Source organism: Pseudoleptotrichia goodfellowii, from assembly GCF_007990505.1.
GTDB classification, from domain to species: Bacteria; Fusobacteriota; Fusobacteriia; order Fusobacteriales; family Leptotrichiaceae; genus Pseudoleptotrichia; species Pseudoleptotrichia goodfellowii.
The window spans coordinates 815,546-837,437 of sequence record NZ_AP019822.1 but is presented as its reverse complement, the minus strand read 5'-3'; the positions used below and the strand labels follow the sequence as shown (position 1 = coordinate 837,437).

Sequence of the window (21,892 nt, the reverse complement as noted above, 5' to 3'; positions counted from 1 at the left end):
AAATAGAATATTTCCCGGTACTACTTTTTAATTTTAATCATTTTTTATTTTTAAACTATTTCCGAAAGCCTAATTTTGCACTATAATTCGGCCAACATAATATATTCTTCCTCATTTTCCTTTATAACTTTAAAACCTGCTTTTTTATACATTTTTTGTGCATAATTGTCTTTTTGTACCGATAAGGACACCTTTAGATAACCTCTTATTTTTAATTCCGAAAGTAATTCATTTAAAAGTACCGTTCCGATTCCCAGATTTCTGTATTCTTTAAATAACGACATAGCAAGAGACGGTGTTTCGTTATCAATATGCCCGTAATCGTCCATTATACGAACCCAAGCAGCACCTATAACTTTATCTTTTACATCTGCTGCAAGTGCAATATCATCTTTAAAACTGCCAAAATCTTTATAATATTTTGAAGTTCAGATAAATTTACAATTGACTTATCAGGAATTTTTTCTCCTTCAGGAATATAAATTGCTTCATATAGAAAGTTCTTTAATAAAGGGTACTCATCTTTCTCCATTTCTCTTATCCTATAGTCCATAATTTCACTCCTCAATCTTAAACTTAGCTATATTTAATTATAACAAACTATCCTTAACAATCTCATTTCTTACTTTTCTATATTCATTTATTGCAGAATAAGTTCCCAAATCAATATCTCCACCGTTTCTTTTTATTACCTCATGAATAGCCAATTTTTCTTTTAATTTCCCTTCCAAATTTCCGAATTTTTCTTCCAATTGCTTGAATATATTAAAATCCTGTATTCCGTAAAGCATATTTTTTTCTCTCAAACTATGAACAGGCTTCATATTTTTTCCGGGATAAGCAAAAAACATATCTCCTGCCGACCATTTTTCAGTTTTATAGGAAATATCCGAATAAATATCTTCCACGTATATACCGTAAGCCCAACGTAGCATTCCTTTCATCCTGAACAAATATGTATAAAGTCCTGTTAATCTTGCTTCTATAAGCGGACTTTTTATAAATGTATTGAATGTATCCGGCATACAACAAGCATACCATGTCATTTTCGAGCTGTTTTCTTTATATTTTTTATGAATAATATTTCCGTCTTTGTAAAAATCACTTAAAACAAGTGTAATTACTGAGAAACTCTCAAAATCTCCCTCATATTCTTCAAAAAATTCAGGATGAAGAATAGCATATTTATATTGTAATTTTTCTTCAGTACACGAATTTAAAAAACTCGAATATTCTTCAAATTTTTTTATCGGATTAGGCTCATCGCCTATTATCTTTGTAATCGGCAAATAACCTTTTTCTTTAAAATGTCTAAACAATAATTTTATATAAACCGCCAATTCCTCTTTAGTTCGTATATAATCATTTATTCCTTTATCTTCATCATAAACACTTATTCTTATCGGATCCGAATAATCTGTAAGAGGCGATCCGAAATCAAAGCCATGCCAGTTTCCTATAAGCCCAAAAAGATTAATTTCTTCATTTATTCCCAATTTAAAACAAATATCCACATATCTGTCCAAATATGTAAAATCAAGTTCTAATTCATTGTTTTTTCTATAAACTTTTATAATATTATATTCATAAAGACGGGAAGCATTTTTCTCAACATCAAAACATTTTTGCCCTGCCCATGGGAAATCTGAAACTATAAGGTCTATAACTTTTTGTCCCAGTTTACTCATTGCTTTTAAATAATTTTCTATTACTGTGAAATGTTCTTCGGAAAAATATTTCAGATTATAAACCCTTGCCCAAGAACATGGATGTTGCCATAAATCAAGATAAAAATCATTATTTTTCAAGCAATAATCAATCACATCAATATTTACATTTTTCTCTTCTATTAACTTTTCTTTTTCATAACCATTATTTTTATATAACTTTATATTTATCGAAACACTTTTTCCTTTAAAATCTTCAGGAACGACACCCTGAATAAATACAGGCACCTCTCCCTGAGGATAAACTTTACTTTGTTCCGCCAGTATTATATCAGCTATTTCAGTGCCGTCATCATCTTTCACATAATCTACAAGGCTAGGATAAACACTTGTTAACTGAGAATTTACTTCAAGTCTGTATCTCTTACTTAGCCCCCACCATGGCAAATCCAAATCTTTATTTATATTAAGACAGGATTCACAAGGTAAATCTATCGTAACAAAAAATCCGAATTCTTCGTTTTTGACTACTTCAATTTTTTCAAATTCAGTATTACTATTAAATTTATACAAATTATGTTTTTCATCATCTCTATAAAAATTATGAGTGCTGTTATAAAATTTCATTTTTTACCTCCCAATAAAATATAGTCTTCTTTCCCGATTTTACAAAAGTATAACTTCTAAAATTTAAAAAGTCAATATTGCATTATCCGATTTAATGAGGTATAATTATTGTAAATGTATTTGAAGTATAATTTGAAAAAGGAGGAAAACAATATGAATATCTTGGATTTTAACATAATCTCTTTTAAGAAAAATATAATTGTTTACTTGCTCTGCTCATGATTATCTTATTTTAAAGAGCAGGCTGTTCTTATGAATATAAAGATAAGATATCTGTATTGTTACTCTTTAACTTTTTTAAATCTTTAACTTCTTTCCCTTAATAAAAAGATTTCTGTTCAAAGAGAACTCCAAATTTCTTATCCGAAAACAAATATTTCTTTAAAACTGAAAAATTTTATTTAATTATTTAAAATTAGATTATTTTAAAACACAATTTTTTATATTGTTCTTTCTGAAAATTTTATTTTATCTCATTCTGAGTGCAAAACAAAAAATTTTTAGAAAGGTGTTATTATGATTATAAAAAATAAATGAATTTTTAAAAAACAGATAATAGAGCTTATTGCTCTGAATAATTTATATAGGAGGAAGCAACTCTTATGAAAAAAGACACCAAAGGGATATTTTTATTATTTCCGTCTTTGATTTTATTATTAATCTCGGTAATATTTCCCGTAATTCTGACTTTTCGTTACAGTCTGAAAAATTATAATTTAACGGAGCCTTATAATGAAAAGTTCATTTGGTTTGACAACTACATAAAAATATTTAAAGATGCACATTTTTACAATGCTCTGTATAATAGCGTAATTATACTGATTTTAGTTATGATTATAGGAATGACATTCAGTATAATAATAGGAGTAGTTTTAAATAGAAAATCAAAAATCAATCCTTTACTGACTGCTCTTGTTGTTATTCCTTGGGCTATGCCGCCTATCGTAAACGGAATAATGTGGAAATTCATCTTTTTTCCGGGATACGGATTTATGAATAAAATTTTATTAAAACTACATCTTATAAATACTCCGATTTCATGGACCGACAACAGATATTTATTTTTAATTGTAATATCTATAGTCGTTGCATGGCGTATTATTCCTTTTTCTTCACTTGTTATACTGGCGAATTTACAAAATATTCCTGAAAGTTATTATGACACAGTACAGGTTTTCGGAGGCACTAAATTACAGTCATTCTTTTATGTTACTTTGCCTTTATTGTTACCTTCAATAGGAGTAGTACTTATAAATCTTACAACAACGGCACTCAATATATTTGACGAAGTCATTGCTATATCCGGTTATCAGTTTGAAATTCAGACTTTACTTGTTTATAATTATTCAAATACGTTTAATTTTCTGGATTTTGGATACGGAAGTGCTATTTCTTACGTTATAATGCTTATATCAGGGATTTTCGGATATTTTTATGTAAAAAATATGGCTTATGAAAAATAGGAAAGGATTAATTTATGAAAGAAACAAAAAAAGATAAATTTATTTATTATATTACCGTCTTTTTTATAATTCTTTTTAGTGTAGGACCTATTTTCTGGTGTTTCTTGATAAGTATAACACCCGAAGGGGATCTTCTTAAAAATAATACAAGACTTCTTCCTGAAACAATTACTTTTATTAATTACAAAAATTTGTTCAGTATAGGCAGTAAAGAAAGCGAAACTCTCCTGAACGGGCTTTCCAACAGTATGTATCTGTCTTTTGTTACGGTTTTAATCGGCATGCCGTTATCAGTTATTACAGGCTATACTCTTGCCCGTTATAAGTTTAAATATAAAAATCTGATTATCGGATTTATATTATTAACTATTGTAATTCCGGTATTTACTACAATTATACCTATTTATTCCTTTTTTATGGAGCATTCCATGCTTGACAGTATGTTTTGGACTTCGGTTATATTTATATCGGCTTTCATTCCTCTGAATATTTGGATAATAATGAATTATTTCAGAGAATTGCCCGAAGATTTATGGGAAGCTGCGGCTATCGAAGGAGCAAATGAAAGGCAACTGTTCTTTCAAATTGCTCTTCCTTTAGCAATGCCTATAGTATTGACTTCTTCTCTTATAATATTTCTGATGTCATGGAAACAATATATTATCCCTGTGCTTTTACTGTCCTCTCATAACAATAAAGTCTTAACCCTTATAATGTCCGAATTTATGACAAGAGATGCAGTAAATTACAGTGTTATAGCAATGTCAGGAATAATTGTAATAATCCCGCCGCTACTTGCAAGTATGGTATTCAGAAAATATCTTGTTTCAGGCTTGACAGCAGGCTCCGTAAAAGAATAACTAAAAACGGTGATTTTATGATTAAAACAGAAAATATGAGTGAAAAAGAAATGGATGACTTTGTTTTAAATAAAAGTAAAACTTACACAAAAGAACTTTATAAAAAAGAAAATTTATCAGATGATCTTTATTCGGATAATATGAAAGATATTGATATTTGGACAAATAAATATGAAAATATAAATGGGACTAAAGGACTTTATAAAGAACACTTTAACTGGATAGACAGTATTCTTGAAATGAGAGTTATAAAACTTGATCGATTACAATTTGAATTATTGGATAAAACCGATAAAAATTTTGATTTAATACCTGAAAAACATAAAAAAAATTCTATCTTGGTAAATGTACATATAAGAGAGGACGGAAAATTAACTCCTTCTGCTTGTGAAGCTTCATATAAAACAGCTTGGAATTATTATAAATCAAAAGGACTTTCTTTTGAAGAAATAATTTTTACCTGTTATTCATGGTTATTAAATCCCGATTTGAAGCTTCTCTTACCTGAAAACAGTAATATTATTCAATTTCAGAAAAAATATAAATTTCTTTCTTTTAAAGAAAATGAAGAAAAATCTCAAATTATTGAAAGGGTTTTCGGCTTGGGAAATGAAAAGCTTGAAAATTGCTCTCAAAATACAATTCTGCAAAAAAATTTAAAAAAATTTTGGGAAAAAGGATACAAATTCCCTATGGCAAAAGGATATTTTATTTATAAAATATAAAAATAAATAGAAAAGGAGAAAAAATCATGTTAAAGAAAATGAAATTAATAGCACTGTTAACTTTGATTATGAGTATTTTAATCGGATGTCAGGCTAAAAAAGAAGAAGCAAAAAAGGAAAGCAAGGAAAGTACTGAAATTACTTTGATGATACCTGACTGGGGAGCTCCTACCGAAGAAATGCTTGCCGAGTTCAAAGCTGAAACAGGAATATCCGTAAAAGTATTGCCTACTGCATGGGACGATACTAAAAATAAAATCTCCATTGCAGCAGCAGGAAAAAAAGCAGTAGCCGATGTTGTCGAAGTGGACTGGTCATGGGTAGGAGAATTTCAAAGTGCAGGTTGGCTTGAGCCTCTTGAAGTAGACGATGCCACACAAAAAGATATTCCGTCCATTTCTTATTTTAAAGTTAAAGATAAAATATATGCTGTTCCTTATGCAAACGGACTAAGATTGGCATATATAAACGATGAAATGCTTTCTAAAGCAGGAATTAAGAGAGTTAATGAAGCTTGGAACGGTATAGATGGTATAGAAGAAACTTTTGATAAATTGAAAAAAAGTAAAGTTGTAGATTATCCTATGCTTTTCCCTCTTAATGCTGAAGAAAAAACAACTACATCATTCCTTACTTTAGCATATACAAGAAACGGAAAAATATTCAACGATGATGATACTTTAAATAAAGAAAGTGCCTTGGATGCACTGCAACTTATTAAAAAATTTATTGATAAAGGATATATTAATCCTTCCAGTGTTTCTACTCCGGGAATTGATACATTCAGAGGAATAAATAACGCACAAGGTGCATTTTTAATAGGTCCTACATCATTTATCACAAGTTCAAACGATCCGAAAGTATCTAAAGTTGTAGGAAAAATAACTACTATTCCTGTTCCGGGAAAAGACGGTGCTGCAAAACAGACTATTACATTTACTGAAGCTGTAGGAGTTTCTGCTTATTCTCAAAATAAGGAAGCAGCTAAAAAATTTGTGGAATGGTTCTCAAGACCTGAAACTCAACTAAAATTAAATAAAGCTATCAATAATACACCTACAAGAACAAGCGTTATTGAGCAAATGGTAAAAGAAGGAATTATAAAAACACCGGGTTCAATAGTAGAGCAGTCTAAAATAGTAGCTTCTCCTTTTCCTAACGGTGTTCCTAAATACTATACTAAAATGAGTACGGAAATATTTAACATTATTAATCAGTTAGGACAAGGAAAATTGCCACCTGAAGAAGCTGCAAATAAAATGGAAGAAAAAGTAAACGAATTGGCAAAACAGAATAAATAGTCATAATACAGAAAAAAGATGAGGTTGTTTTAAAATAGAAGTTTTCTATTTCTACAGCCTCTTTTTATTTTATAGTCTTAATTCAATAACAAAAAATCACAATCAAATACTGACTGTGATATATTTATCTCCATATTATTGCTTTTCTTCCTGTTCTTTTTTACTTTTATTATTCCATATAACACTACTTATCCCTAACATAATAGATGCTACAATTGTTCCGTATCCTCCTGCATCTTTTCCAAAAATAATAAGAATAAATCCTCCTATAATCATTGTCAACAATATTACAAATCCTAAAATTTGACCCCTTTTTATATTTTCTACTTCAGATTTTAAAGCTTCTTTTCGACACTCATTTATATTTTCCTGTTCCATTTTAGCCAATTCTTGATTACATTTAAGCTGATTTTCCGTCATAGCCAATATTCTGTCTGTAGCCCCCGGACAATTCCGCTCATACCCTTCGACTATACTCGGATGTGGAATTATCCCTGAATATTGTTCCTGCTTCTGTAATAAAATTTCTCTCATTCCATTATCATTTCGTCTATTTGTTGTCATTTTTGACTTCTTCGGCATATTTATCTATTGCTCCTTTTACGGCTGTTCCGACAGTAATCCAACTATTTTGTAATGCTTCTTTTACATTTTTTCTATGAGTTGTCGGGTACTCTTTAAAAATATTAGATGTATCTACTACTGAAGCACTACTAAAAATACTTGCAACTCCACAAACTATAGCATTTATTTTTTTCATTTTCCCTCTCCTCTCATTTCATTTGTAACAATAGTATACCTTTTTTGAACTAAAAAATCAACAAAAAAATCGAAACAAAGATATTTATCTAAATATGTTTATATCTTATATATAAATAAAATATTTCAAAAAATGTTTAAGTAAAAAAGATATTTTATTTTTGTAATAATTTTAAATCAATAAAATTCTAATAAGATATCTTTTGTTTTTCTCTAAAAAAGAATCTCAGGAGAAATTCTCCCAAGACTCTTTAATATTCAACAACTTTTTTATTGTTATAAACATCTCTGTCAAATTCACCTATTCTGTTAGCTACAAGCATAGCTACAAGAACATCTATATCGACATTATTTAAAGTTCTGAACATTCCTGAAAACCAGTCTATCCCTATGAGTACGACTATACTGTCGAGAGGCAGACCCATTGAAGTCGCAAGGAATGTAAAGACAATAATAGCTCCTCCCGGCACAACTACGCTTCCCATGCACATTAAACAGGAAAGTATAACTGCCATTACCATTTGATAAGGCGTAAGCTGCACTCCTGAAAACTGTGCTATAAAAAATATCGCTGTAACATTACACAAAGCCCAACCTGATGAATTCATAGACATTGTTATAGGACCTGTAAAATCTGATACTTTTCTGCTGACACCGAATTTTATAACTGTATCTTCCATTTTTGTAGGAAGACTTATCGCACTTGAAGTTGTTGTAAGTGCTATAATAGACATTTTTGCAAATTTCTTCGGCATTTTTAAAGGATTCACCTTGCATATAAAAGCTGTTATAAGTCCGTAAATTACTAATTGCAGTATATCTCCTATAATTAATATAATCAAAAATTTTATCATGGGTATTATTACTGTAAAACCTTTACTTCCGGTAACATCGGCAAGTAAACAGAAGATTCCTATAGGTGATACTTTCATTACATTTTTTATTATATTTACAATAATTTCATTTACCGATAAAATCCAGTCTAAAACAATGGTTTTTCCTGTATCTCTTATATGTTGCGACATTGCAATTCCGAAAAACAGAGAAAATATTATACAAGGGACCATTGCACTGCTTGCCATAGATGAGAAAATATTGGTGGTAAAAAAAGCAAGTATAGTATCTTTTAGTGAAGTATCCTGAAGTGCATTGGCAGTTACTGCATTTTTACCGACTTCCGTCATATGAGCAACACCTATTCCGGGTTGGATATAATAAGATAAAACTACTCCCATAAAAGCTGAAGTCAGTGTGAAAAATATAATCCATTTAAATGTATGAAATCCTATTTTTCCTGCATCACCTGTACTCCCTCTGCCGACTGCTACTATAACTGCGGACATTACAAGCATTATAACCGACATTTGTATCAATCTTAGAAAAATATCTCCAAATACTTTTAAATTTGAGGCCCAAGGACCGACAACACCGCCGAATATAATCCCTCCGAAAGTTGCTATTAATATTTGGCTTGTTAATGATAAATTTAATAATTTTTTCTTTTCAGACATCTTCTATCCCTCCTATTCTCTAATTCAGGAGTAAATAACAAATTATTTTCGGCTTTTATTTTTTACTTGCAAAAGCACTTTGTCCTCCGAATTTATCATAATGAACTATATCGCTTACTAAATATTCGTATATTCCTTTTTCTACAGGAATTCCTTCTCTCTGATATTTTTCATAAGTAATCTGACTTACTTCACCCGGATAAAATACCTGTTTAAAACCTTCAGCAGCTTTTATACTATGCAATTCTTTTTTTGTTTTAGTAATATTTTCTTTAAATTTATTTATATCCATAAATCTTGAAGGATCTATTAATATAAATGTGTGCCCTAAATCTCTTCCTTCAGACATTTTATCATACATTGAAGAAACATGTCCTCCGAAAGGCAATCCTAACATCAAGCCTGACAGAATATCCACTATCATCATAAGTCCATAACCTTTAGGCCCTGAAATAGGCAACAATGCCCCTACATCATGAGGATTTGTTGTGGGTACACCTTTTCTGTCCACAGCCCATGTATCGGGAATCTCCATATTTTTAGAACGGGCATCAAGGATTTTACCCCAAGCCTGAACTGACGTTGCCATATCAAATACAATAGGCAATCCTTCCGAAGCGGGAGCTCCGAATCCTATAGGATTTGTTCCGTAATAAGGCTCTCTTCCTCCGAAAGGAACTACCATAGGATCTGATTGACACATTGAAAGTCCTATTAAATCATTTTCAGCTATTTCGTTCAAATAGTACGCCATTGTACCGCTATGACTTAATTTTTCGACTCCCACTATAGCTACTCCATTTTCCTTAGCCATCTCAATCGCATATTTCAATGCTTTTTCAGCCACATATTGTCCTATTCCGTTATCTCCGTGGAAAATCCCTGTACAAGGACCTGTTTTCTCGAAACTCATTTTAGGATCTATCGTAACACCTTTTTTTGCAATTCTTTCGGCATAATAATCTACACGAACCGCTCCATGAGAATGAATACCGCAACTATCTGCAAATACTAAATGTTTTGCCACTTCATCGGCATGCTCGGATTTTAATCCTGCTTTTTCCAATTTATTTTTAATAAGATTATGCAATTTATCAGGAGACACTATGACTACATCATTCATTTGACTCACCTCTCTAAAATTTTAATAAATTATTTATAATATAATTTCTAATTTATACTACACTTTTTTATTTCCATTTTCACTTGCAGCACTGAATATTAACATCCCTACAAGCAATAGAACTGAAGCAAGATAAAATCCTGATTGCATAGAACCGAATTTATCTTTTAACCATCCCGTTATAAATGGAGCCGTAATAGCAGCAGACATACCTATAAAATTATATGCACTTAATGCTGTTCCCAATGCTTCTTTCGGAGAGTTTTTAGTAACATATGCTACCAGTATGGGATCTAATGCTAATTTTCCTGTTAATCCGTATAATATAAGCATAAGTATTAAAACTGTTCTGTTTGTTACATAAGCCATACTGAATGTAGAAATAAGTGCCAAAGGAACTAATGAATATACAAATATTTTCGTTTTTTTCAATTTATCCGATAATCTTGCAAATAACAATGCTCCCGGTATTGAAGACCAAGGAACTAATGAAGCTATAAATCCTACACTTGTTCCTGCAAAACCTCTTTCCTGTTTCAAAAATTCAGGAAGCCATGTTATTATAACAAAATTTGCATAAATTGAACAAAATAGCAGCAAAAATGCACACATTAAGTTTTTATTCTTGAATACGGACAATCCTGAAGTTTTTTCTTTTTTAATTTCTTCTTTTACTTCCTGTATTACTTCTTTTCCTGCATCTTCAGGTTTGATAACTCTTTCTTTCAAAGTCATAAACAGTAATCCTACTATAATTGTAGGTACCGACATGATAAAGAAAGGTAAACTCCAATGATGCCCTTTCTGTAACACAAGGTAACTTGACAGTAAATATCCTCCCGATGTTCCGAAAGCCATACCACTGTTTATAATAGCTGTTCCTAAAGCCAAGCTTTTTTGGGGTATTGCCTCACCCGACAAAGCATATTGAGGTCCGTAATATGCACCTTCTCCTATTCCTGTTATGGCTCTGTATATCATGAATACACCCAATCCGCTCGCTATTCCGCTTAAAAACGTAGTTACTCCGAACAAAACAAATCCGAAAGTAATTACAAGTCTTCTCCCTATTCTATCTCCGACTATTCCAAAAGGTATCTGCATAATTGCATATGTAAGGAAAAATATACTGTTTACAGCTCCCAATTGGGTATTATTTAAATTAAACTGTTCAGCTATATTTCCCATAACAGGTCCTAAAATAGTTCTGTCTGCATACATTAAAATCCATCCTGCAAAACATAATGCTACTACTTTCCACCAGTAACGCTCTGATACATTCATCGCTTTATAACGCTTTTCCAACATACTGCTCATTTTATTTCCTCCATTTTAAAAATTTTTTTATTCCTAAAAATATCCCGAATAGCAAATCATATCCCGAAGTATGTCCTATTTGAGTGATATTACAAATAGATTTTTCAATATTTCCGGAAAATAATTCAATCAAATATTGATTTGTATAGCCTTCATTAAATGCTTTAAAATATTGTCTACTTATATCAGTAGTCAAATCTCCGCATTTAAGTTCAACATTTCCTGTACATAAATGTTGTATTAATGCAAACCCTACTAAAATATCATCACCTGAAGGAGTAAGTCCTTTGCCTCTTCCCGTTAAATATCTTTGACTTTCTTCGGAAATTGCCTCTTGTAAATATTTTATAACTTCCTTATTTTCTATTCCTGTTTTTTCCTCAAAATTTATATTTTTTAAATGTCCAAATATTTCTTCCAATATTTTTTCAGATATTTTTATATTTTCGATTTTTAAATTCACTTTTTTCAATTTTAAAATATCAATTTCCCGAACACCTGAATTTGTATAGAATAAAAGATTATTACCCTTTTTTATTACAATATCGTCTATATCTGCATTTAAAATTATATTCTTTATTTTTTTTCCCGTTATACAACATCCGAAACATGTTAACCCTTTATTATCCCCTGAAATATGAATTAAATTTTCTCCAAATCGGATATTTAAAGAACTTTTAAATATACTGTGAATATAACCGATTTTTTGATTTTTGAGATACAGGAGCATCAATTCACTGATGCTTCCGTCTTCTCCATACTTTTCATGTGATTTATTCATTATTCAACATCCAAACCGATATGTTTTGCATAAGCTACCAGGGCTTTTTCAAAACATGCTAAAGGTGCTCTTACAGTTCCTGCTCCTACCTGCCCTACGCCTGCATTTTTATGAGCTATTCCTGTATTTATAACAGGTGTTATTCCTGTTTCTACTACTTTTCTTATATCTATTCCCAAAGGTGCTCCTTTAAAGTCCCAAGTAGGAATAGCAAAATTAGGATTATGAATTGTACATATTTCAGACATTTCATCACTTACTTTTAAAGCATCTTTAAATCCTCCGGCTCCTACAAATCTTGTTACTCCGGGAGCAGCTATCATAGTCATTCCTCCTACACCTACAGTTTCTGTAATCGCACTGTCTCCTATATCAGGATTGGCATCGTCCTGAGTAAATCCTGTAAAGAACAGTCCTTTCGGCGTATTAACCGGAGCCGTAAACCATTCATCGCCAAGTCCGCTTATACGTATTCCGAAATCTTTACCGTTACGTGTCATCGTTGTAACTATTGTTCCTGCCTTATTTACACGGGCTCCGTCTACTACGGCTTTTCCTGTAGCCATCATAATATTAAGGAAGAACTGATCCGTATTTGCTAAAAATTGAATAACATCTTTTTTCTTTTTATCATCTATATCCAATGTAACTATTATTGGAGTTACTTCTTTTAAGAACAGAAGACTTGCCGCAATATTACGTTGATGAAATTCATCTCCCATAGTAATAGCTTTTGCTATAATTACATTTAAGTTGATTCCTCCCTGAACCTGTTTTGCTGCCTGACCTAACACAGGACCTAATACATCTTTCATCCATTGCAGTCTGTTTACAACTTCTTCGGAATATGCTCCAAAACGTAATACTTTTCCTATACCCTCATTTAATGTACAATAAGAACGATTTCCTGTTAATCTGTTTTCAACTACAAGTACAGGCATGTTTGCAGAAGTTATTCCTCCCATAGGACCTACCGCTTTTACATGATGACAAGGAATAAATTTCACTTCTCCCGTTTCAAGCAACTTACGTGCTTCTTCTTCATTTTCCACCCATCCTTCAAACAATGCAGCTCCTATACATGAACCCTGCATAGGCCCTGTCATTTCAGCATATGTAATAGGCGGTCCCGCATGTAATAATACTTTTCCGTTTATTTCAGGTATAACTGTGTAAGCGGGAACTACATCTATCAAATAAGGTGCTGCATTTTTCATAGCTTCTACGACTAAATTATTTTCTTTTTCAAGAGTTTCAAGATTTTTTAACTGTTGTAAAATCTTAATGAGCTTTTGATTTCCGCCTGCTATCGGCTTCCATTCAAACTGAACGCATTTTCCGCCATACTGTCTTACAGGTTCTGTAAATCCTCCCACTCCTATATTAATTACTCTCGGTTTTGTCAAAAGTAAATCTTTTATTGCCTCACTTACTTCAGGTAAAGGAGTTTTTTCACCTTTGTATTCTTTAAATTCTTTCTCTGTTTCATCAACATCAGTTCCCATTAGATTCAACGCTGTTCTCAATGCACTTGCATTACTTTCTTTTACAAGCATTCCCGCTTCTTCGAGAACTTTTTGAGATTTTTCATAATTTTGCGGATCACCTTTAGTTCCACATACTGTACCTATAATATAAAGTTTTCTTTTTTCAGATTCCGCTTTTTTCAATATTTCTTTTATAACAGGAGCCAATTGTCCCGCCATATCTTCATGAGCACCGTATCCTAATACTACATCAAGTAAAATAACTCCTGTTTTAGGATCTACACCGAATTCACGAAGTTTTTCAATACGTACACTCGGATCTATCATTGGATGAGGTTTCCCTTGAGTATAAATATCATCTCCCAAGTCCATAATTTCAAATCCGTCAGTTTTTAACATATATCCTTCTTCTTTTACCGATGAAGATAATTTTAATGCTTCAGATACAAGCATAGCTGCTTCATAAGCCAATGTTCCTCCGGAATACAATCCTTTAACTGTTTTATCTGAAATTTCACTATCTTTTGAATGAATATCGGATTTATTTTGATAATTTGCTTTTACTTTTTCACCTTTTGCAAGATCTACTGCAATTTTTGCACATTCTTCCAATGTATGAGCAAAATACACATTTCCTTCATGACATTCGGGTTTCTCTCCGAGGAAAATAGCTACAACAGGTTTTCCTAAGCTGTGTAATAATTTTACTACATCATCTTTTACTTCTTTTGCAGGCGGTTTTGAAACTACTACTATTACATCTGTAGTCTCATGATGTGCAAGCCCTGCCAATGCATCTTTTGTAGTTATTGCTCCTACTTCGGTAGACAAGTCACGTCCTCCTGTTCCTATTGCGTGTATAACTCCTCCGCCAAGTTTTTCAACAATTGTAGAAATTTCCTGTATTCCTGTTCCTGAAGCTCCAACTATTCCGATATTTCCCGAACGTACCACATTTGTAAAAGCAAGAGGTACATTACTTACAATTCCTGTTCCACAATCAGGTCCCATTACTAAAAGTCCTTTTTCATGTGCTTTTTTCTTTAATCTTACTTCTTCATCTTTCGGAACATTATCACTGAATACAAAAGCATGCAGTCCGTTATCTATTGCATTTTCTATTTCAAGAGCCGCATAAATTCCCGGTACGGAAATAAGTGCCATATTTGCTTCAGGCATCACTTCTTTTGCCTGTTGCCAGCTTTTAACAAACTGTTGTACTCCTTCATCTTTTTTTACGGATAAATCTGCTAAAAATTTATCAATTGCTTCCATTACTTCTTTCACAACCGATTCATCATTACTGTCTACAACCACTACCATATCACTTGCTTTCGCTGCTTCAGCTTCTTTGGAAAGTAATCCTGCAGTATTGAAAATATCCTTATTGGCATCAGTTCCCATCATAATCTGTACTTTATTTACTCCTTTCATCGTACTGATATGATTTGTCAACAGCATCAAATTAATAGAATCCTGATAACTGTTTTCTTTTAATACAGTATAAAGCATTTCAATTCCTCCTTTGATATTTTTATATATTACATTTGTAAATTATATTTCTTGCTATAATTATAATATGAAATTTCAAATAGTCAATATTAACATCATAATTTATTCTATATTTTTAACATTGTGATATTTCAGTTATTATAAAAATCAATATTTATAATAAATCACGATTTTCATTTTAAACTTTATTTTTTTTAATTTAAAATTATTGACATTATTCTTAACCTGTGGTAACTTATAGTATAAAAATAAATATGTATAAAGAGAGGAGAAAAGATTTGTCTCAAAATTTTCAAAGATAACATAATCGGGGCAATCAAAAATATAAATTATGAAACAGAAATTAGATACATTAGCATATGAATATATAAAAGGCAAAATATTGAACAATGAATTCAAAGCAAAAGATACAATATCCGAAAAACAAATTGCAGAAGAGCTTTCTATAAGTAAAACTCCTGTAAAAGAAGCTTTATCTCAACTGGAAAATGAAAACTTTGTTATTATTAATCCGAGAAAATCCGTATCGGTAACTGAAGTTGATTTAAAATTAATTAGAGATGTTTTTCAGGTCCGTTCGAGAATTGAGCCTCTTTTAGTAGAATTGACTATTTTTTTTCTAAATAAAGATGAACTTAAAACTGCTCTTTCAGAATTTAAAAAAAGATTTGAGAAAATGGGAAAAAAAGAAAAAGTTTCGGGAAAAGAGTTTGATAAATTATATGACGGATACAGATATTTTTTTGCAGGAAACTGCGGAAACTTATTTTTTGCAAGACAAATGAATTTGGTTTATGACCATTTGCATCGAATAAGAAGAGTCTTATACGGAGAAAACAACCGTAGACTCGAAGCTATAGAAGAACATATAAGCATAATTGATCTGATTTTAAATGAAAATCCTCCTATTAAAATTATAAGGGAACTTTGTGAAAAACATGTAGAAGCTGCACAGATGGATTTTTTCAAAAATCTTAATAATCTGAATATATAAATACAACTTAAACCGATTTTATCTTCAGAGGAGAATATTTATGAGTACCCCAAACATTCGCAATGCAGATTTATCCGATTTGAAAGAAATAATGGATATTTATGAATATGCAAGGAAATTTATGAAACAGACAGGAAACAGAAATCAATGGGTAAATAAATTCCCGCCTGAAAGTTTAATCAAAGAAGATATAGAAAAGAAGCAACTTTATATTATTGAAAAATCAGGTTTTATTTGCGGAGTATTTGCATTTATAATAGGAAATGATCCTACTTATTCCATAATAAAAAACGGTGAATGGCTTTCATATGAAAAATACGGAACCGTTCATCGGGTTGCAAGTAACGGGAAATCAAAAGGAATTTTTAATGAGATTATCACATTTTGTGAATCGAAAATCAGTCATTTAAGAATTGATACACACAAAGATAATAAAATAATGCAGCATTTAATAGAAAAAAACGGTTTCTATAAATGCGGTATTATTTATGTGACTGACGGAACTCCACGTTTTGTTTATGAGAAGATATAGTTTTTGTGTGTTTTTTTAGTTTTGCCATCTATTTTCACACTCAAAACACACACTTTCTATTTTGATTTATCCCAAATATCTCCTCTCTTTGCTATTTTTAAAAATTCCTGCACATGTGTCGGCAATGTTATTTTTTTATTCCACACTAAATACAACTGCCGATATTGATGCGGATTTTCTTTTATTTCAATTTCCAAAAGTTCTCCCCTTTTAACCCAGGCTTCTACCGCAATTTTAGAAATAAGCGAAGTTCCCACTCCCCTTGCCACCAGTTGTTTCATAACTTCTATGCCGTTTACCGATGCAACTGTATTAATCGAGGCGGGATTTACATTTTGAGACTGAAAAATCAGTTCAGTGTTTCTTTTTACTCCCGATCCGTCTTCTCTCAAAATAAAAGGCTCTTTAACCAGTTCTTTTAAAGACGGATTACTTTCCTTCAGCTTTCTGTAATAATCGGTATTCGGTGCTATAAATACAAATTCATCCTTATAAATAGGATAAAATTCACAGTTTTCATCATGAATTTTCATTCCAACTATCCCTATGTCCACTTTATAATCGGATACTTTTTTTATAGTTTCGGCACTGTTTTTCTCGGATATATTTACATAAACATCCGGAAACTCCTCATTGAACTTTTTTATTAAAGGAGGCATAATATAATTTGCCGATATTGTAGATACTCCCAATATCATTTCTTTTTTTCGTTTATTTGAAAAGGATTTTACTATGGATTCTTTCTTTTCCAACAGTTCTTTTACCTGTCTGTATAGTTTCTCTCCTGTCAATGTTATTTTCAACTCTCTTGTAGAACGCACAAACAAAGGAGCATCCAGCTCCTCTTCCAACTGCTTTATATGCAGACTTACTGTAGGTTGAGATATTTTAAGCTCATTTGCCGTTGCAGAAAAACTCTTATTTTCAGCAAGCCGAACAAAGACTTCCAATTGTTTAAAATCCATATTTTCTCCGTTTCTTATATTGAATATACATAGATAAAAATGTTTTTTATGAGGGCTCATCGCCGCCCTCATACTCCCGCTACCCGGGACCTTCGCTCCTACGTCGACTACGGTAATGCGGGAGATATGAGATCAAATCTCCAATAAATATTTTTTGCTACTTTTTTTATAAAAAAGAAAAACACTTACATAATAAACTCATGTATTCCTTCCATTTCTATTTTTTTTTCTTCTATAACTTCTATAATCTTTTCTTTTAATTCTATATCCGAACACCATGCAATTCCGCAACCTGCTGAAATTTTTCTCGGAACAGGTATCAGTCTGCCTTCAATTCCGTATTCTTTAAATATTTTTTCAACTCTCATTGATTCAGATGTTGTATGAAAAGTCAGTATTATTTTTTCTTTTTTTTCTCTCATTCAGTCTTTTCCTTTTTAAGTCCTGTTATTGCTACGTAGAACAAGTAAATTATACATACTATAACCATTATTTTTCCGTTAATTCCGGGACCTCCTATTGCTGCCGGAGTTGTTCCTGTTGCTTTTGTAGCAGGTCCTGCTGCCAATTTAAAGTTATGTGCTGCTGCCGCTCCTACAAACATTCCTATTACGGTAATTACTGAATCTGAAGAACCTTGTCCTGCAAGAATTACCTGTCTTAGAGGGCATCCTCCAAGTAATATTCCTGCAAATCCTACTACATACAATCCTAAAATATTCCAAAGTGCTTCTGCATGTGCTACCGGACCGTAAGGTACAAATTTGAACTGTCCTGTTGCGATATTATAAATCATAACTGTAATAAACATACCGAAAATCACTGAGAATACTTCAAAATTTTTCAATAATATAATATTTCTGAAAGCTCCTGTAAAACATACTCTGAATTTTTGAGCTATTGCTCCCACTATAAGTCCTCCCAAAAGAGAAAGAATAAGAGGTGCATGAACACTTCCCGGTCCCTTTGTACTCGCTGCAAACAATCCTGTTGTTACTGCACTTAAAATTAAAAGTATTGCCATAACAATCGGGAAAATATATCCGTTTTCTTTTTTCACTTCCACATTTTTTTCTAATGAATACCCTTTTTTTATAAAGAATGAACCTGTCCCTATTCCTGCCAAAAATCCTACTAATCCTACATAAGAACTCATATCTCCGCTTGCCATACGAAGTATCATTCTTGTAGGACAACCTAAAAATACTAAGGCTCCTATCATCATTGCCATTCCCGAGAAAAATCTTATTACAGGCGAAGATCCTGCTGTAGCCTTGTATTCTTTACTGAAGATAGACATTATAAATGCTCCCAGTACCATTCCTACTATTTCAGGTCTAAAATATTGAACAACTGGTGCAGTATGGAACTTCATCGATCCTGACATATCACGTATAAAACATGCCAAACATATTGCCATATTTTTAGGATTTCCTGCAATAGCAAGCATTACTGCTACTAAACCCATCAAAATACCCATTAATAACCCTTTTTTTGAATTTGTAATTTCCATAGTATCACAATCTCCTTTATATTATAATTTTGTTACCAATTGTTAGAAATCGTATTCGGATATTTCTTTTACGGCCTTTACCGCTTCTTCGATATCTTTTTCACTATTAAAATATGAAAAACTGAATCTAACAGCCCCTGTTTTATCAGTTCCCAATGCTTTGTGCATAAGAGGAGCACAATGTCCTCCGCATCTTGTAACAATACTATATTCGCTATCAAGAATATCGCATATTTCAGATGAATCTATATTATTTAAGTTAATTGTTACAATAGGAGCTCTGTTGACCCTTTTCTCTCCTTCATAAAATTTGCCGTATATTCTGATGCCCTTTATATCCCTAATTCCTTCATAAAATTTCCACATTAATTCCATTTCTTTTTTATGTATATTGTCAATTCCGGTTTTTTCCAAAAAATCAAGTGCGGCATTTAAGCCTGCGATACCGTGTCCGTTTAACGTTCCCGCTTCAAGTCTTTCAGGCATTTCTGAAGGATGATCCTTTTCATAAGTATGAGTTCCGCTGCCTCCGACTTTTGTCTGTATAAGTTCTATTCCTTCTTTTACATATATCCCCCCCGTTCCCTGAGGACCCATAAGACTTTTATGTCCTGTAAAACAAAGAATATCGATATTATTTTCAATAACATCTACAGGAATAACTCCTGCTGTCTGAGAAGCGTCCACAACAAAAATAATATTATTTTTTTTACATATTTCTCCCGCTTTTTTTATATCCATTATATTTCCTGTGAGATTTGAAGCATGTGTACATATAAATGCTTTTGTATTGTCTTTTATATTTTTTTCAATTTCCGAAAAATCACATTCACCGTTTTTATCACATTTGAGAATTGTCAATTCAAGTCCCTTTTTTTTGAGATTATAAAGAGGTCTTAATACCGAATTATGTTCAGCTTCTGTAGTAATAATATGCTCTTTCCCTGTAAATATACCGTTTACAGCTACATTTAAAGCTTCTGTGGAATTTTGCATAAAAGCTATTTGACTTGAATTTTTAACATTAAAAAGTTTAGCTAATTTTTCTCTCGTTTCAAAAATTATCCTCGTCGCAGAAAGAGATGCTTTATTTACTCCTCTTGAACTGTTTCCCATAGTTTTTATTGCATTGTAAACTGCCGTTGCTACTTCTTCAGGTTTATAGTAGGATGTTGCAGCACTGTCAAGATATATCAATCAAATCATCTCCTTTTCTTATCTTAATGTTTAGACATTTATTTATTTTCTTAATATATTTAAAAATTTTTCTATAAATAGAATACCCCACTTTTTTTACTTTGTCAATAGCTGTATTTTCTACTTTTTTATGAAAAATCCGTTAAAGATTTTCCGTTACTTTCAAAAAAAATCCCGGGATCATTCTCTCCCGGGAAATTTTTCTAATTTATATTTTTTATACTCTGAATACTGTCTGACCGTCTACATCTTTTGTCAATGCATCCAATGCCACAGCTACTCTGTGTTCTCTCAATTCATACTGTTCTTCTTTCGGTGTAGCAGGATCTCCTAAAGGATAAGGTATTGATATAGTAGGAACTATTTTATTAACTCCTACTGTTAAGGCTACCGGTACCAAGTTACACATTTGAACTATAGGTATTCCCGCTTTTTCTATTTCTTTAACGATCGTTGCACCGCAACGTGTACAAGTACCTCAAGTGGAAACCATTATAACGCCGTCTACATTATCGGCTTTTAAATGTTCCAGCATTTCTTTACCCATTCTTGATGCTTCGGCCTGAGTAGTTCCTGTACCTACTGTACTGTAGAAATAATCATGAAGTTTTCCGTAAACACCTTTTTTCAATAAGTTTCTCATTGCATCCAAAGGAACGATTACGTTAGGGTCATTGTCTGCAGCTGCAGGATCAAATCCTGCGTGAATTGTTTTAAATTCTCCGCCTTTTAATCTGTCCATTTTGGATATATCATATCTTCCCCATCTTGTTGCAGATGCTGACTGTATTCTGTCAGGGTTATCCACAGGAACGATACCTCCTGTAGTTAAAATAGCAATTTTTGCATTTTTCAAGTTTTTTATAGGTGTAGCTACAGGTACTGAATCTTTTTTAGGTATAGGTAATTCAGTTTCAAATTTTTCTCCGTTAAGTTTTTTAACAAGCATATCTACACCACGTTTTGCTGCACTTACTTTTGAATCAAGCCATACCTGATGTCTTACTCCTCTCGGGAAGTATCCGTTTTCTTCGGCTCCGCCCAAAGTTTCATTTTTAGCTATTTTATCTATATATTTAGCCATAAGTTCTGCATCGTTTTTCGTTGCAGCTGCCGAATGTCCGCCTTCAAAAACGGGCATTTCTTTTTTAAACATTTCTACTCCCGGATTTTCCACGTTCATAGAAGTTACCACAGGAATATGATATTTATCTTTAATAGCCTTACATATGTTACCGCATGCTACTCCGTATCTTCCTGCCTGAAATGCAGGTCCCGCTATAAAGAAATCAAAGTCCAAATCTTTTATTAAATTCATGATTTCCGATATAGCTTCATCTTTATTAGATCCCATGTAGTTATCTCCACAAATGATTGTATGAGTTATCTGCACTTCTTTCATTAATGAATTAAGAGCCATTCCAGGACCTACGACTCCTTCCTTTAACTCAGGTTTAAAGTCAGCCTTGTCTTCTCCCCCGATTCCTCCAAAAAATTGATTTATATAATGAATTGCTTTTTTCATATTTTCCTCCTGTATAATGAATTTTTATATTTT

21 protein-coding genes are annotated in these 21,892 nt (G+C 32.0%); 6 read left to right on the top strand and 15 right to left on the bottom strand.

Features of this window, described 5'->3' with window-relative positions; genetic code table 11:
• Positions 1-80 precede the first annotated feature (80 nt).
• The 3 genes from FVE72_RS11675 to FVE72_RS04175 are packed head-to-tail and all read right to left on the bottom strand — an operon-like array spanning position 81 to position 2,294.
• Positions 81-353 (bottom strand): GNAT family N-acetyltransferase, encoded by a 273-nt coding sequence (locus FVE72_RS11675; RefSeq protein WP_332069764.1) that lies wholly within the window; start codon positions 351-353, stop codon positions 81-83.
• 11 nt (positions 354-364) lie between these two features.
• Positions 365-553: a hypothetical protein gene (locus FVE72_RS11670; protein WP_232049476.1), complete on the bottom strand. Its 189-nt coding sequence runs from the start codon at positions 551-553 to the stop codon at positions 365-367.
• A 37-nt stretch (positions 554-590) separates the two neighbouring features.
• Positions 591-2,294, bottom strand: coding sequence for a DUF4091 domain-containing protein (locus tag FVE72_RS04175; RefSeq protein ID WP_051411739.1), 1,704 nt, complete (start codon positions 2,292-2,294; stop codon positions 591-593).
• A 602-nt stretch (positions 2,295-2,896) separates the two neighbouring features.
• Here FVE72_RS04175 and FVE72_RS04170 point away from each other — a divergent pair.
• From FVE72_RS04170 to FVE72_RS04155, 4 genes are read left to right on the top strand one after another with little or no spacing between them, the layout of a single operon-like run.
• Positions 2,897-3,757, top strand: coding sequence for a carbohydrate ABC transporter permease (locus FVE72_RS04170; protein ID WP_006807442.1), 861 nt, complete (start codon positions 2,897-2,899; stop codon positions 3,755-3,757).
• Positions 3,758-3,771: 14 nt separating this feature from the next.
• On the top strand, positions 3,772-4,617 hold the full coding sequence (locus FVE72_RS04165; protein ID WP_026737367.1) for a carbohydrate ABC transporter permease: 846 nt from the start codon (positions 3,772-3,774) through the stop codon (positions 4,615-4,617).
• 17 nt (positions 4,618-4,634) lie between these two features.
• On the top strand, positions 4,635-5,342 hold the full coding sequence (locus FVE72_RS04160) for a hypothetical protein (protein WP_146966389.1): 708 nt from the start codon (positions 4,635-4,637) through the stop codon (positions 5,340-5,342).
• Positions 5,343-5,368: 26 nt separating this feature from the next.
• On the top strand, positions 5,369-6,643 hold the full coding sequence (locus tag FVE72_RS04155; protein ID WP_026737365.1) for an ABC transporter substrate-binding protein: 1,275 nt from the start codon (positions 5,369-5,371) through the stop codon (positions 6,641-6,643).
• A gap of 135 nt (positions 6,644-6,778) precedes the next feature.
• On the opposite strand, the gene FVE72_RS04150 is transcribed toward FVE72_RS04155, so the two are convergent.
• From FVE72_RS04150 to fdrA, 7 genes are all read right to left on the bottom strand, one after another.
• A complete protein-coding gene (locus tag FVE72_RS04150; RefSeq protein ID WP_026737364.1) occupies positions 6,779-7,225 on the bottom strand; it encodes a DUF2335 domain-containing protein in 447 nt (148 codons plus the stop codon).
• A complete protein-coding gene (locus tag FVE72_RS04145; protein WP_006807426.1) occupies positions 7,194-7,403 on the bottom strand; it encodes a hypothetical protein in 210 nt (69 codons plus the stop codon). Before FVE72_RS04145 ends, FVE72_RS04150 begins: the two co-directional genes overlap by 32 nt.
• 250 nt (positions 7,404-7,653) lie before the next feature.
• Positions 7,654-8,913, bottom strand: a complete 1,260-nt coding sequence (locus FVE72_RS04140) for a dicarboxylate/amino acid:cation symporter (RefSeq protein WP_026737363.1) — start codon at positions 8,911-8,913, stop codon at positions 7,654-7,656.
• Positions 8,914-8,968: 55 nt separating this feature from the next.
• Positions 8,969-10,036, bottom strand: coding sequence for an ureidoglycolate dehydrogenase (gene allD, locus FVE72_RS04135; protein ID WP_006807464.1), 1,068 nt, complete (start codon positions 10,034-10,036; stop codon positions 8,969-8,971).
• A gap of 57 nt (positions 10,037-10,093) precedes the next feature.
• Entirely contained in the window at positions 10,094-11,353 is a 1,260-nt protein-coding gene (locus tag FVE72_RS04130) for an MFS transporter (protein ID WP_006807477.1), read from the bottom strand.
• A gap of 1 nt (position 11,354) precedes the next feature.
• A complete protein-coding gene (locus FVE72_RS04125) occupies positions 11,355-12,134 on the bottom strand; it encodes a DUF2877 domain-containing protein (protein ID WP_026737361.1) in 780 nt (259 codons plus the stop codon).
• Positions 12,134-15,133: a bifunctional FdrA/YlbE family protein gene (gene fdrA, locus FVE72_RS04120; protein WP_036056070.1), complete on the bottom strand. Its 3,000-nt coding sequence runs from the start codon at positions 15,131-15,133 to the stop codon at positions 12,134-12,136. The genes FVE72_RS04125 and fdrA overlap by 1 nt, the downstream gene beginning before the upstream one ends.
• 331 nt (positions 15,134-15,464) lie before the next feature.
• Between fdrA and FVE72_RS04115 the strand changes: the two genes are divergently transcribed.
• Both FVE72_RS04115 and FVE72_RS04110 read left to right on the top strand, forming a co-directional pair.
• Positions 15,465-16,127, top strand: coding sequence for a GntR family transcriptional regulator (locus tag FVE72_RS04115; RefSeq protein ID WP_026737360.1), 663 nt, complete (start codon positions 15,465-15,467; stop codon positions 16,125-16,127).
• Between the two features lie 40 nt (positions 16,128-16,167).
• Positions 16,168-16,659 carry an acetyltransferase gene (locus FVE72_RS04110; protein WP_026737359.1) on the top strand — a complete coding sequence of 164 codons (492 nt, stop codon included), beginning with the start codon at positions 16,168-16,170 and terminating at the stop codon, positions 16,657-16,659.
• A gap of 56 nt (positions 16,660-16,715) precedes the next feature.
• Here the strand turns inward: FVE72_RS04110 and FVE72_RS04105 are convergent, their stop codons facing one another.
• The 5 genes from FVE72_RS04105 to grdH all read right to left on the bottom strand — a co-directional run bounded on the left by FVE72_RS04105 (position 16,716) and on the right by grdH (position 21,859).
• Positions 16,716-17,624 (bottom strand): selenium metabolism-associated LysR family transcriptional regulator, encoded by a 909-nt coding sequence (locus tag FVE72_RS04105; RefSeq protein ID WP_036056341.1) that lies wholly within the window; start codon positions 17,622-17,624, stop codon positions 16,716-16,718.
• Positions 17,625-17,809: 185 nt separating this feature from the next.
• Positions 17,810-18,046 carry a DUF3343 domain-containing protein gene (locus tag FVE72_RS04100; protein ID WP_026737358.1) on the bottom strand — a complete coding sequence of 79 codons (237 nt, stop codon included), beginning with the start codon at positions 18,044-18,046 and terminating at the stop codon, positions 17,810-17,812.
• The gene (gene yedE, locus FVE72_RS04095) at positions 18,043-19,137 is read right to left on the bottom strand and encodes a YedE family putative selenium transporter (RefSeq protein ID WP_026737357.1); all 1,095 of its coding nucleotides are present in this window, start codon (positions 19,135-19,137) and stop codon (positions 18,043-18,045) included. The genes FVE72_RS04100 and yedE overlap by 4 nt, the downstream gene beginning before the upstream one ends.
• A gap of 42 nt (positions 19,138-19,179) precedes the next feature.
• On the bottom strand, positions 19,180-20,334 hold the full coding sequence (locus tag FVE72_RS04090; protein WP_026737356.1) for an aminotransferase class V-fold PLP-dependent enzyme: 1,155 nt from the start codon (positions 20,332-20,334) through the stop codon (positions 19,180-19,182).
• Positions 20,335-20,551: 217 nt separating this feature from the next.
• On the bottom strand, positions 20,552-21,859 hold the full coding sequence (gene grdH / locus FVE72_RS04085) for a betaine reductase selenoprotein B (RefSeq protein WP_081724175.1): 1,308 nt from the start codon (positions 21,857-21,859) through the stop codon (positions 20,552-20,554).
• Positions 21,860-21,892 lie beyond the last annotated feature (33 nt).